The sequence below is a fragment of the Paenibacillus sp. M-152 genome (assembly GCF_003856555.1).
Classification (GTDB): domain Bacteria; phylum Bacillota; class Bacilli; order Paenibacillales; family Paenibacillaceae; genus Paenibacillus; species Paenibacillus polymyxa_C.
Genome location: NZ_CP034141.1, coordinates 1093359 through 1105560, shown reverse-complemented (window position 1 = coordinate 1105560; position 12202 = coordinate 1093359). Strand labels below are relative to the sequence as shown.

The window sequence follows — 12202 nt, the reverse complement described above, 5'->3', positions numbered from 1 at the left end:
AGTTATTTTTATTTCCCATAGTGGGTGTTGCAAGTGAATTGCCATACAATCTGCCGTTTACCGCTTGTCGATCCGGCGGGATATGGTGCTTCCGGTGAACTGGATCGTTTGTACGAAAATAATCATAACGACGATGGTGAACGCCATCAAGCCTGTTTCAAACCGCTGGTAACCGTAGCGAATGGCAAAATCGCCTACCCCGCCACCGCCCACAATGCCCATCACCGTGGAGTAGGAGATGAAGCTAATGGTGGACGTGGTCAAACCCAGTACTAGCCCGGAACGGGCTTCCACGTACAGAAATTTAAAAATAAGCTGGAGGGTGGATGCTCCCATAGACGTAGCGGCTTCAATCACACCCTTGGGCACCTCAAGCAATGACTGCTCCACCAGCCTCGAATAATAGGCGATGGCCACCACTGACAAGGGAACCGTAGCAGCCATCGTGCCCAGCGCCGTCCCTACGACCAGACGTGTAAATGGAATCATAAACACGACGAGCAGCAAAAACGGGAATGAGCGGATGACATTGACCACACTGTTCAGAATGGTGAAGAGCAGTCGGTTTTCATATTTTTGCCCTTTGCCGCACAAATATAAAATCGTTCCTGCCGGAAGCCCTAACAGTACAGCTGCTGCGATGGAAATCCCCACCATGATAAACGTCTCTCCGATGGCTTTCCATATCTCAGACTGATATTGCGCAATGATGCTTAGCATTTCATTCATCAGCTTCACCTGCTTTCGCTGTTGAACCTACCGCAGCGTCAGCTACACGTTGCGTTGAAAGCAGCTGTCCATCCCGCATTTCTGATACATGGGTACAAATGTTGCGTACCACGTCCATATCATGCGTGACGATTACAATGGTAACTCCCAGTTCACGGTTGATCTCCCGTAACACGCCTAGAATATCCGCAGTCGTCTGCGGATCAAGGGCTGAGGTCGGCTCATCACAAAGCAGCACCGCAGGTCGATTCGCCAGTGCTCTGGCAATCGCAACACGTTGCTTTTGGCCTCCGCTCAGTTGTGCCGGATACTGTTCTGCCTTATCCGCTAAACCGACGAATTGCAGGCATTCGCGCACGCGTTCTGCTCTCTCTTTTTTCGCGACACCTGCCAGTTCCAACGGCATTGCTACATTTCCACTTACCGTCCGATTGTGAATAAGATGATAATGCTGAAAAATCATCCCTATGGATCGCCGAGCTTCACGGAGACGTTTTTCCGGCATGCGAGTCAGATCTTCCCCGTTCACAACCACGTTTCCCTCATCCGGTCTTTCCAATACATTCATCAACCGTAGCAACGTAGATTTGCCGGCACCGCTGGCACCTATGATACCGTGAATTTCCCCCTCCTCCACTTGAAGGGACACGGATTGAACCGCATGAAATGGGCCGCTTGAGGTGGTATAATGCTTGTTTACCTGATGCAGCGTAATCATGTAACTTGGCCTCCTGATGATCCATTACTGCGGGAAAATGTAATAAGCCCGCCAGCCCAGGCGGGTCTGTACGAGCCGTCAATTCCCATTGCATTAATATACCACAGAGCAGAAATCGGGCAAAGCCTTTTGCAACAATTAACGTACATCCCATACCCCTACATAAGGAAAGCAGGTACCAAGTCCCCAAGCCAACATCAGCAGCACCACAAAATAAAAAATAAATATAAAATCTACAGCCGAATAGCCGATCGCATAATAATACGTGCGCTTGGTTTCATTAGCAAAACCCTTGGCTTCCATGGCAATAGCAATGCGCTGTGCACGCCGGATACTTTGAGCGAGTAGCGGAATTGCGTACCTGCGGAGCGTGGCGTACATATTCCATTTGGACACATGCTGGTGTAAACCTCGAATACGGTGGGCATGTCTCAAAGCCTGAAATTCCTCCAGCATCATCGGCATCAACCGCATAGCTGCCAAAAAGCTGTATGCATACTTGGGAGGGAGCTTCCATTGCTGCATCAGTGAATAAAAAAGGCTCACCGGACGAGTCGTTAAACCAAACAGCAACCCTGCCGCGGCCATACTCAGTGCACGAAAGCCCAGATGCATGCCTCGGAAAAAGCTTTCCTGCGTAATATGGATCAGGCCCCATGTCCACCAGGTCGTCACTCCTTTGCCAAACATCATCATGCCTGTTGAGGTTGAAATAAACACCAATATAAAGGGGGATCCGTACAGGAGCAGCCGCTTCCATGGATGGCCTGACCAGACAAGCAACAGCAGCATAGCACATGCAACATTAAACATAACGTTCGGATCATGGATGACTATAACGATCACAAACAGCAGGGAAAACATCACGAGCTTTAGGCCCGGGTTTACACGATGCAGCCATGTTTCATGATGAGGAAAGGACAGGCTCATACTGTAGTTCCCCTTTCTGAATCCGCCATACATCGGTACAATATCGACGGACAATTTCCGGGTCATGCGTAACCATCACAATGGCCGTGCCTGCCGCTCTCAGCTGCTCCAACATATCCAGCATGACAAAGGTATTACGCGCATCCTGCCCAAAAGTCGGTTCGTCCAGCAGCAGCACTTCCGGCTCACGGATCATAGCCGTAGCAATACTCAACCGCCTTTTTTGGCCCAACGAAAGCTGATACGGATGGCGTTCATCCAGCCGTTCCAGTCCGAACTGTATAAGCATTCGATCCACTCGTTCCCTACACTGTTCAGCTGTAAACAGGCTCTTGGGCAACGAATATTCCAGTTCCCTTCGTACGGTGTTCGCTACAAATTGCAGCTCGGGATTTTGAAATGCGAACCCAATACGCTCAGCCAGTTGCTCCGTATTGCCTGCCTCAGCTCCGCACACGCAATAACGACCCTGCGTGTGAAGTAAACGCATCATAGAGAGCAGAAGCGAGCTTTTGCCAGCCCCGTTTTCACCGACCACGCCAATCCAGTCGCCAGGCTTCACCTGTGCTTGCTCCACATAAATGACTGAGCTCAAACCCCGGAGTCCGCTAAAATGTTCTAGGTCCAGCAAATCCGTTGTAGGTGCTGAGGTGGACGGACTATCCGCATGCCCTCCATCTTTCTGCTGCGTCACAGACTCTCTCCAACGCGGCGAAGACGATTCATCCCATATCCCCGGATACCACACGCCATACTCGGATAATGCCTGCCGATGCACATGAAATACGTCTTCCGCCCTTCCGTCCGCAATCATTTCTCCTTGATCAGAAAGCACCACAATCCGATCCACATCCTGGACAATTTCATTGATTTTATGCTCTACGATCACCAGCGTCTGGTCTGCCGAAATGTTGCGAATGGTATCCCACACCTGTGTCGTGCCCTCCTCGTCCAACAAAGCTGTCGGCTCATCCAGAAAAAGCACTTCCGGCTCCATAGCCAGCACAGATGCAATCGCCAGCCGCTGTTTCATTCCCTGTGACATGCTGGCAATGGGCAAGTGTATATCATCCGTCGATAGACCAACCTGCATTAGCAGCTCGCGAATACGGGATGGCATCTGCTCCCTTGGAACCTGTTTATTTTCCAACACAAAAGCCAATTCCTCGTCTGCATACGACATACAAAACTGCGTGTCAGGATCTTGAAATACAATACCAGAGAGACTCGGGATCACGGCAGCATCGTATTTCATAGGCACTTCTATCGTGCGTGGAATCAGTCCGCTCAGCACCTGAAGCAGCGTTGATTTGCCGCATCCGCTTGGCCCCAGCAACAGCAGCTTTTCTCCTTTGCGGACAGATAAGGACATATTGTGGAAAAGCAACTCTTGCTCACCGGGAAATTTCAAACGAAGACGGGAGATCGAAGCCACCACATCTTCGTTGGCCGCGCTCATCAATCCAGCCCCTTATAATCTTGTTCCGTTGCCGGTCTCAAACTTCGCGTAACTCCGGTTACCTCCAGCGCCTTAGCCAGATAGAAAGCGAATACTCCAGCAATCACAATACTGCCAATCATCCGAAATCCAATATACAAAACATAGTTCCAGGTCGATAGCTGATCAATATACCCATAGCTGAAGTCTAAAATCAAAGAAGTGACAGCCGCCCCTGCCGCAGCTAGTGAAGCGACCCACAGGTTTGCGTTCCGATACAGAAAAGCCGCAAAGAACAGCTCCGCTCCCAAGCCTTGCAGCAGACCATAGTACAAAGTGGACATGCCCCATTCGCTTCCCAAAAAAGCACTGACTGTTGCCGCGGCCACTTCTGCCAAAATCGCAACTCCCGGCTTGCGAATGATGAGATAAGCGAACGTGCCAGCCATAAACCACATGCCATACATCAGTTGCTCAGCGTGTAGACCGAATGGTTTCATTAAATCATAGGCAGGTCCCCATATTTTGTAGACCAGCCCGAACACCACGGAGATTACAATCGTGACCAAAATATCAGTCAGCTTCAGCCCTTTCGACGCTCTTACATTCGTGTTCATTGTTGATACGCTCCCCTTTTTCGTTAAAATAGGCCTTCTGGCCATAAAAAAAAGCCTGTCCGGAGCTGAATCTCCAGGCAAGCTTTATGCGCAGTCATAAAATGATCACCATACATTATCAGTTGTCGACATATCTCATATAGCACAGTAGTCTACTGCACTGAAACCAAGCCAAAGTCAGGTACAAAACAAGAAACGTTTGTCCGTCTGCAACTTTTTACAGACCCGCAGCTCGTTAACTTGATATATGATATGAAACGAATCCATCGACTAGTCGCCACCAATAGGCGGTAATCCTGTTTCTTGTATAGTGTTCTAGGTTTCTCTACGCTGGCATTACCCAGATCAGATTTCACGGTCGGCGGCAAGGGCCACCCTCTCAGCCTGACTGTCTCAAGCTCCCGACAATGCTTTTTAATTCACTATAATATATACCACATCTATGGCTTTGACAATCCTATAATCCGAAGAAACGTTTGCCTGTTTCCGTCGTCGCGATTTCGATCTCCATCATGCTGCGGCCTGTGCACTCAGCAATCGTAGCGGCGATGTGAGCGAGATACATCGGCTCATTACGCCCTTCTTTGGGCTTCACAGGCAGATTACGCGGGGTCAGAAACGGAGCATCCGTTTCAATCATCAACCGGTCGAGCGGAATATCCCTCACCAACTCACGCAGATGCTTGCCGCGCCGCTCATCACAGATCCAGCCTGTGATACCGATATACAGTCCCATTTCCACATACGTATGCAATTCCTGAGCAGTGCCAGTAAAACAATGCACCACCGCTTTATCTACAAGCTCTTGATGCTCTCGTAACATAGCGACAAAATCCTCATGCGCATCTCGTTCATGCAGAAATAAAGGCATATGTAGCTCACCCGCCAGTTGAATCTGCTCTCCAAACCATCGGCGCTGTACATCACGCGGAGAAAAATCACGGTTATAGTCCAACCCGCATTCTCCTATGGATACGACCTGCGGCTGAACCGCGAGTTGGCGGAGCTGTTGAATCGTATCTGTGCTGCAATTTTTGGCATCATGGGGATGCACGCCAGCTGTAGCATACAGCTGACCAGGATAACGCGCTGCATACTGAGCAGCCTCTCGACTACTGCGAACACTGGTTCCAGTAATAATCAACGGTGTAATCCCTACAGCCGCTGCTCTCTCGACCACCTGTTCCCGATCTGCATGAAACGAACGGTGCATTAAGTTCACACCAATATCAATCAACGGTGTACTCCTATCCATCTCAATCCCTCCTTCGCAAACTACAATCTCGGATCAATCGGCTCCGATTCCAGAGATAACGCGGCAAGGACGCATTCATGAATACGCTCCACCGTATCTTTGCGGACAAAACGTTCCACGCCCTCCATGCCAAGCGCTCCTTCCATCAGGGCATGACGCTCCTTTTTGTTCGTTCGACGCTGCTTCAGACGTTTTAAATTCTCAGGGGCAAGATAATCCATACCGTAAATGATGTGCAAGTACTTCCGGCCTCTCACCTTGATTGCAGGCTGAATCATCTTGTCCCGATTTTTCATCAAAAAGCGTTCCGGCTTGATCACAATGCCCTCATGACCATCCTCTGTCATCTCATTCCACCAGCGAATGACCTCTTCCTCGCTTGTTTCATCCGTGATGACACGATACTCTGTCTCCATAAATATAGAGGACAGTCCTGCCAGCTCCCGGTTGTGCTCCATATGCCAAATATGAGATTGGTCAAAAAACGTCTGTCCGCTGTGGGCCAGTGTATGAAACGGTGCAATACGAATTTCATCCAGACCGTCCACATCCCAGCAATATTTTTGAAAAGCCTCTTGGAACGTTACGGCATTGCCATATTTCCGTTCCATTTCTTCCAGCCAGTCTCCAACCTCTCGGCCTGCAACCTTCGCCTGCTTCAGCTTGTCTACCAGCTTACTGCGATCCAGCAGAGCTGCTTCACCCACATGCGCATACTGTGCAGCAATCAGTTCCCGAGCCTTGAGATTCCACGGTACAATTTCTGCATCCAGCAACACAAAATCCGTCTGGTGCTGTTCAAAATATCCGGCATCCACTAGATCCGCATTCAGTTTCTCCAGCACCTGCTTCCCAAAGCCTGACTCAAAGAAGGGTCGTCCGCTTCGGGTGTAGATCGTGCCCAATGTCGGGTAGCCTACATATTCAACAGCAGCCTGCTCGTTTTTGAATAATAGCAAAATCGCCCGGCTACCCATATGCTTTTTCTCCGCTACCATCGTTTGTACGCCTTGACTGCGATAATAAGCTAGCGCTTCACGCGGATGCTCCAGATAACCTTCCTCTTCGGAAACCTTGGGGGCAGGACTCATCGTGGGCGGAATGTACACCAGTTCCTCCATCGGTACCGTCACATGTGACACGGTATCTATAGCGGTTTTGACCGATTCTCCTTGAACGCGCACTTCGCCATACGATTCCGTCAGCACACTGTAACCAGCGATGAGCTTACGTAAATTCGGCGGGGAAAACCGTTTTCTCTGCCACCGGACAAGTGGGCTATCGGGATCATTCGCATAATTCTCATGAGCCGGAACGCTGACAAATTCCTTTTCCGGATAACGATAAGCGGTCAGCATACCACCAAATACCACACCTTGATCAATATTCACCGTCTGATTGACAAGGGTAGGCTGCGGTCTCGGATCATGCCCCCATACTACTATTTCTCCCGATTCATGGTCTACGAACCAATCTTTGCGGATTGGTTTTCCGTCTGCATCCTGACCTTCCGTATCTCCATAACGACAGTAATCAGAAATACGCGCCGACTGTTTGCCAATAAAATGATCCTTGATCCCCGCATGAGTCACAACTACGTGCCGCAACCCGTTTCTGCCGAAAATAAGATGAGAGGGTGCATGTAGTAGAAAATCCCTCAGCTCGCCTCTAAGTTGTTCCGCTGCAACCTTGCCCGCTTTTTGTTCATATTGAACCATTTCCTCTGCGAATCGTTCATCTCCATGATTGAGAGTTACCTTTCTTCCATCAAGGTAACGACCGATTTTCCAGCCATGATTGCTGTCAATCATGTAGGCGAGTCCAGCGTCCACGTGCTTTTTCCAGAACTGCACTGCTAATAACGATTCTGGGCCACGGCTCATCACATCTCCGACAGACACCAGTCTTCTGCCTTCTGGATGATGGTATAGTCCTTCCGTATCTTCCATATATCCGAGCCGCTCTATCACTTCCAGCATCTCACGGTAGCACCCGTGAATGTCACCAATGATATCAATGCCTGCACCCATATCATGAAACAGCGGCTGAGCACAACGGGCAAAGTTAACCTTTTCTACATCCTTGAGGACATAGCAAGCGTCAAAGCCTTCTTCCCGGATACCGCGCAGGTTCCGCTTTAACAGCTGCGTCTGCTGCTTGACCCGTTGGCGGCCACGCGGATGCGCCCGGCCTGAATCACGTTCCAGTAGCACAGATTCGGGTACATCCAGCACCAAAGCCATCACAGGTACATGTGCCTTGGCTGCCAGCTGTACATATTTCTGGCGATCCTCAGCATACAGATGGGTGGCATCCACAACCGTCAGCTTATTCAGACGACAGCGCATAGCCAGAATGGTATCCATCGCTTCAAACGCCTTGGCTGACATCTGCTGGTACTCATAAAACAGCACGTCCGATTCCAGCCTTGGAAGTCCGCTCCAGTCTATAAATTCCGTATCTCCGACCAGCTGGCGAAAATGATCTGAGGATACCACTTCCGTTTTCAATAGAATCCCTTCGCTCACCAACATGTCCAGTAAAGTGGTTTTGCCACTATTCGAGGCCCCTACCAACACAACCAGTCCAGCATGCGGTAGATTAATCGTTCGGATGAAATGCTCATGAATTCTTCGGCTCCTTTCTGCGCGTAAATACAGCCATTTGGGTCGGTTGTCCAAAGCCTTCGACCTCTTCTCCGATCCCTTCCAGCGCTAATGAATAGGGAGCTTCCTCAATCCATTGCTCGCATCGTTCACGAAACTCGCTTCTGCTCCATTCAAAACGGTGATCGCCATGCCGCAGCTCTTGCTGATCCATACGATACACCTCATTATATTCTCGATTGGGAGTCGTCACGATCAGCACACCCGGCTGATATTCTGTCACAATCGTATCCATCACCCGGTTCAGACGATGCTCATCCACATGCTCAATGACCTCACACAGGATCATCACATCTTTTCCCCGCAATTGCTCATCATAATAAAAGAGAGAGCCCATCATAGGTGTAGGGCGAATTGCATCAGCATGCCTTTCCAGCTTGGCAAAACGCTCCACCGCCCTCACCTGTGCATATGCAGACGGCTCCACCGCCCAAATCTCTTCAATGCCCTTCATTCGAGCCATCCGAGCCGAAAGCTTCCCTTCCCCTGAACCAAAATCTACGATTTTCTGTCTTCGGGGCAGCTTGCGAATCACATCCATAATGGCTTGATACCGCAGCTCATTGAGCCGTACAGTAGGCTGTTGCGTCCCTTCCTCCAGTGACTGTTCTTGCTGCTGATCCTGTTCGTGATTATGCTTTTGTTCTTGGATCGCATGTTTTTCAGTCCGTGTAGCAGCAGAATCAGATTGCTCAAATTGCTCAATCAGATTGGTAAAATGAAGTGTGCGTCGAATGATGAGCTCGCGTAGCGGATGCGCTGACAACCAGCCTTCACCGTAACGTCTCAGCTTATCAAACTCTTCTTCGCTAATATAGTAGTGCTTATAATTATCCAACACTGGAATCAACAGCAATAACTGACGCAGCGCATATTGCACCGTCTGATGACCACTTAGCGTGACATATCTGACGGTGCTTCGATTTTTCAGCTGAAAAGAATAATCCGCTTCCCCTCGTTCTATGGTCACTTGATAGCCCAGCGGCGCAAATAGTCCCTCCACCACAGCATCTGGCAAATCCGACGCAACAGGCCCAAACGATAACTCCAATGCAAAAGGATGCTTCACCCATGCTGCATAGTCTTCCTTGGGTTTGCCGTTCAGGGCCGTGCCAAGCGCGCCGCGAATATAGGTACAGAACAAGCTACTGGTTACAAACTCCCGGTCATTAATATACTGTGTAATATCATAGCTATCTGGACTGTTTTTGACCAAATCTATCGAATCTGGCGAAGCCTGAATGACGATTTCTGCCTCTTCCTCGGTAAACACGGTGTACACCATGCGTACACGCGCACCCTTTTCCGTGCGATCATACGTATTATAGGGATTTTTGGCAAGCAAATGCGAAATCATCCCGGCATTATTTCCGGTTGCTTTTAGCGTGATATGCATACTCTACTTCTCCCTCCCAACTTATGTTTTCCATACTTCATTCACCGCAGCGCGGAACATATCATCCAACTGCTGATCTCGTCCGCCCTCCATATGCTGAAGCAAAGGCGCCTTCTGTTCAAAGTAAGCAATTTGCTGCTCGATAAAATCATTCACCACCGAAAGCTGTGGCTCCACATCCAGCTCCTCGCCCGCTTTTTTACGTTCCAGCAAATGTTCGATCACCTGATAAAGTTCGGTATCAGCCGGAATGAATTCCTCCAGCAAGTCTACGAATTCCATCGGAGGCATGCTGTTGTATCGTTCAATCCAGCCACAGGCCAGCAGCGGGCGCAGCACGTAAAAATACTTTTTAATCTTCACCTGTTCACCTTGCAAATAATCCCGATAATTTCCTCGTGCCATATTCAGATAATGGTACATACAGGACTTCGGAGAGAAGGTTAACGGCGAGATCGCACGAATCTGATCAGCCACTGAATACTGCTCCAGATAGGGAATCGGAGATTGCAGCCATTCCAGCAAAGGCGGATTGGATTTGCGAAACAAATTGAGCGCTTTTTTCAAATCCCAGCCGTTTATATCCAGCAAATCGCTGATTGGCCGTTCAATCACATCCCGCTTATCAAAAATAGATAAATACCATTCTATGGGTCTTACATAGATAAATCGTACATCATAGTCACTGTCCTGTGAAGGAAACCCCCATGCCCGACTGCCTGATTCACAGGCGTATACAATGCGCACCTGTTCCTCCTGCTCCAACGCCCGCAGCTCACGCAAAATCGTTTCGCGCATTTCCGGTTGAATAAAACCCTGCCCATGCTTCACATCTGTCATGTTGTTCCCTCCCTTATCATTAAAGTAATTCCCGAATCTGTTCTCTAATCGACTCCTCCGTTTCAGCTACCGATAAGCGGCGAAGACGCTCTGTCGTTTCCTCACCCCACATCTCAGAAGGCCATTCCTTGAGTACATGAAGCGCTGCATGACGATTGGAGGTCACCGGACTCCAGAGTCCGGCAGCAACTAGCTCTTGCCCCATTCCTTCGTAAGAAGACAATTGCTGAAGCAAAATACCCAGACACTGATGCGCTTCATACTCCGGTCCAAAGCCTGGCACATCAGCAGGACCAGAAGCAATCTCTTCCAGAGGCAAGCGATTTTCTGCAAAAGCCACCAGCTTACGAGCCCGTTGTTCATCCTCTGTCCTGATGAGTTCAAAGTACAGATTAGGCTTGACTGGGTATTGGCTTAATTGATCAAATAGCACGGGCCATACATCTAGTGCTAGCATTCGAGCTACACGAATGGCGTAGTGGAGATGCGGTGAATCTGCATGCTGTAGCTCCTGTTCTACCGGCTTTACCCACTGTGGATCGTCCATCATCTGCTGGCATATCGACGCGTAACGTTTACGCAATTCCGGCGTCCATTCATGCTCATAACGTGCCTCCCATGAATCGTCTTCTTCACCCAGAAAATCTGCAATATCCATGATGATCGTAAAATGCTTCACAGTCGTACACATGGCCTTAGCATGGCGAAGGTAGTTGCCTATGACCATAGCGGCATGCTCATAATCATCTATACTTTCCGCAGGTCCGCCTGCTGCCAGCAAAGCTGATAGAATATCACCCGCCCCGTCAAACAACTCCTGATCAATGTGCGGTACAGCGATGGCTGTATGCAGTTCGCCTTTATGAGCGCACTCATAAGCAAGATACTCATACATGACATTGTTGCGGAATCCTTCCCGTAATAACCAATCACGTATTTCCTGCCGTGTCGGCTCCAGCCGTTCTACTACGTGAATACGTCCCCAGCCATGTACCTGTGACGCTAACCTATACAACTGCACGTTGGCCTGCTCCGAAATATTACGGATAGCTACAGCCGCATATAGCGTGAATTCATCATGCTTGGCTAGTGTTAAAATAAGCTCGTGGTGCTGATCCGTCTCCAGCAATCCAAGCAATGCAATACCAAACTTCACCACATTACGATGTGCTCCGTGTTCAGCCAGCCAACGTGCTTCCTCATACAATCGATCCGGCTGAATTGCTGGATGCTCCCGCACCGCATCTAGCAGCGGATCAATCAGGCTGAGTGCATTTTCCTCCATCAAGCGTACATACGTCTCACGTCTCGTCTTCATCCCTGGCTTCCGGCATTGTCTGGACAACAACTGCGCCAGATCCTTAATTTTGTCAGTCTCTCCATCTCCGCCAGCGCCATGATGCCCAAACGCTCCATCCAGCCCTCCTGCCACCCAACGCATCTTGTGACCTGCCCAGTATTCTTCATCATCTGGCAAATGATCATCCGTAAGCCTACCCTGAGGGTCCAGTCCCTGCTTAATCGTTTCATAAATCGAAAGCTTACCTACCCATGGATATAACACTTCATTTTTGAATCGTCCAAACATGTTGTATCACCCTTCTGTTATGTAT

10 protein-coding genes are annotated in these 12202 nt (G+C 49.4%); all 10 read right to left on the bottom strand.

Annotated elements, in window-relative coordinates; all coding sequences use genetic code 11:
* Positions 1-57: 57 nt before the first annotated feature.
* The 10 genes from EGM68_RS05055 to EGM68_RS05010 all read right to left on the bottom strand — a co-directional run bounded on the left by EGM68_RS05055 (position 58) and on the right by EGM68_RS05010 (position 12177).
* Positions 58-729, bottom strand: a complete 672-nt coding sequence (locus tag EGM68_RS05055) for a methionine ABC transporter permease (RefSeq protein WP_013369584.1) — start codon at positions 727-729, stop codon at positions 58-60.
* A complete protein-coding gene (locus EGM68_RS05050) occupies positions 722-1447 on the bottom strand; it encodes a methionine ABC transporter ATP-binding protein (protein ID WP_025677416.1) in 726 nt (241 codons plus the stop codon). Before EGM68_RS05050 ends, EGM68_RS05055 begins: the two co-directional genes overlap by 8 nt.
* A 138-nt stretch (positions 1448-1585) precedes the next feature.
* The gene (locus tag EGM68_RS05045; RefSeq protein ID WP_129548751.1) at positions 1586-2377 is read right to left on the bottom strand and encodes an energy-coupling factor transporter transmembrane component T family protein; all 792 of its coding nucleotides are present in this window, start codon (positions 2375-2377) and stop codon (positions 1586-1588) included.
* Positions 2352-3836 carry an ABC transporter ATP-binding protein gene (locus tag EGM68_RS05040; protein WP_129548750.1) on the bottom strand — a complete coding sequence of 495 codons (1485 nt, stop codon included), beginning with the start codon at positions 3834-3836 and terminating at the stop codon, positions 2352-2354. Before EGM68_RS05040 ends, EGM68_RS05045 begins: the two co-directional genes overlap by 26 nt.
* Entirely contained in the window at positions 3836-4432 is a 597-nt protein-coding gene (locus EGM68_RS05035; RefSeq protein WP_102163348.1) for an ECF transporter S component, read from the bottom strand. The genes EGM68_RS05040 and EGM68_RS05035 overlap by 1 nt, the downstream gene beginning before the upstream one ends.
* 457 nt (positions 4433-4889) lie before the next feature.
* The gene (locus EGM68_RS05030; RefSeq protein ID WP_129548749.1) at positions 4890-5687 is read right to left on the bottom strand and encodes a TatD family hydrolase; all 798 of its coding nucleotides are present in this window, start codon (positions 5685-5687) and stop codon (positions 4890-4892) included.
* A gap of 20 nt (positions 5688-5707) precedes the next feature.
* Positions 5708-8317, bottom strand: a complete 2610-nt coding sequence (locus tag EGM68_RS05025) for a polynucleotide kinase-phosphatase (RefSeq protein ID WP_129550292.1) — start codon at positions 8315-8317, stop codon at positions 5708-5710.
* Complete coding sequence (locus EGM68_RS05020) at positions 8310-9749, bottom strand: 3' terminal RNA ribose 2'-O-methyltransferase Hen1 (RefSeq protein ID WP_013369577.1); 1440 nt, start codon at positions 9747-9749, stop codon at positions 8310-8312. The genes EGM68_RS05025 and EGM68_RS05020 overlap by 8 nt, the downstream gene beginning before the upstream one ends.
* Before the next feature lie 21 nt (positions 9750-9770).
* The gene (locus EGM68_RS05015) at positions 9771-10589 is read right to left on the bottom strand and encodes a nucleotidyltransferase domain-containing protein (RefSeq protein ID WP_013369576.1); all 819 of its coding nucleotides are present in this window, start codon (positions 10587-10589) and stop codon (positions 9771-9773) included.
* 19 nt (positions 10590-10608) lie between these two features.
* Positions 10609-12177 carry a limonene hydroxylase gene (locus EGM68_RS05010; protein WP_129548748.1) on the bottom strand — a complete coding sequence of 523 codons (1569 nt, stop codon included), beginning with the start codon at positions 12175-12177 and terminating at the stop codon, positions 10609-10611.
* Positions 12178-12202: the final 25 nt, after the last annotated feature.

Bases quoted from the DNA above. Each gene is read 5' to 3' on its own strand.
- EGM68_RS05010 (WP_129548748.1), bottom strand. From the start codon at position 12,177: ATGTTTGGACGATTCAAAAATGAAGTGTTATATCCATGGGTAGGTAAG.
- EGM68_RS05020 (WP_013369577.1), bottom strand. From the start codon at position 9,749: ATGCATATCACGCTAAAAGCAACCGGAAATAATGCCGGGATGATTTCG.
- EGM68_RS05035 (WP_102163348.1), bottom strand. From the start codon at position 4,432: ATGAACACGAATGTAAGAGCGTCGAAAGGGCTGAAGCTGACTGATATT.
- EGM68_RS05015 (WP_013369576.1), bottom strand. From the start codon at position 10,589: ATGACAGATGTGAAGCATGGGCAGGGTTTTATTCAACCGGAAATGCGC.
- EGM68_RS05030 (WP_129548749.1), bottom strand. From the start codon at position 5,687: ATGGATAGGAGTACACCGTTGATTGATATTGGTGTGAACTTAATGCAC.
- EGM68_RS05050 (WP_025677416.1), bottom strand. From the start codon at position 1,447: ATGATTACGCTGCATCAGGTAAACAAGCATTATACCACCTCAAGCGGC.
- EGM68_RS05045 (WP_129548751.1), bottom strand. From the start codon at position 2,377: ATGAGCCTGTCCTTTCCTCATCATGAAACATGGCTGCATCGTGTAAAC.
- EGM68_RS05040 (WP_129548750.1), bottom strand. From the start codon at position 3,836: ATGAGCGCGGCCAACGAAGATGTGGTGGCTTCGATCTCCCGTCTTCGT.
- EGM68_RS05055 (WP_013369584.1), bottom strand. From the start codon at position 729: ATGAATGAAATGCTAAGCATCATTGCGCAATATCAGTCTGAGATATGG.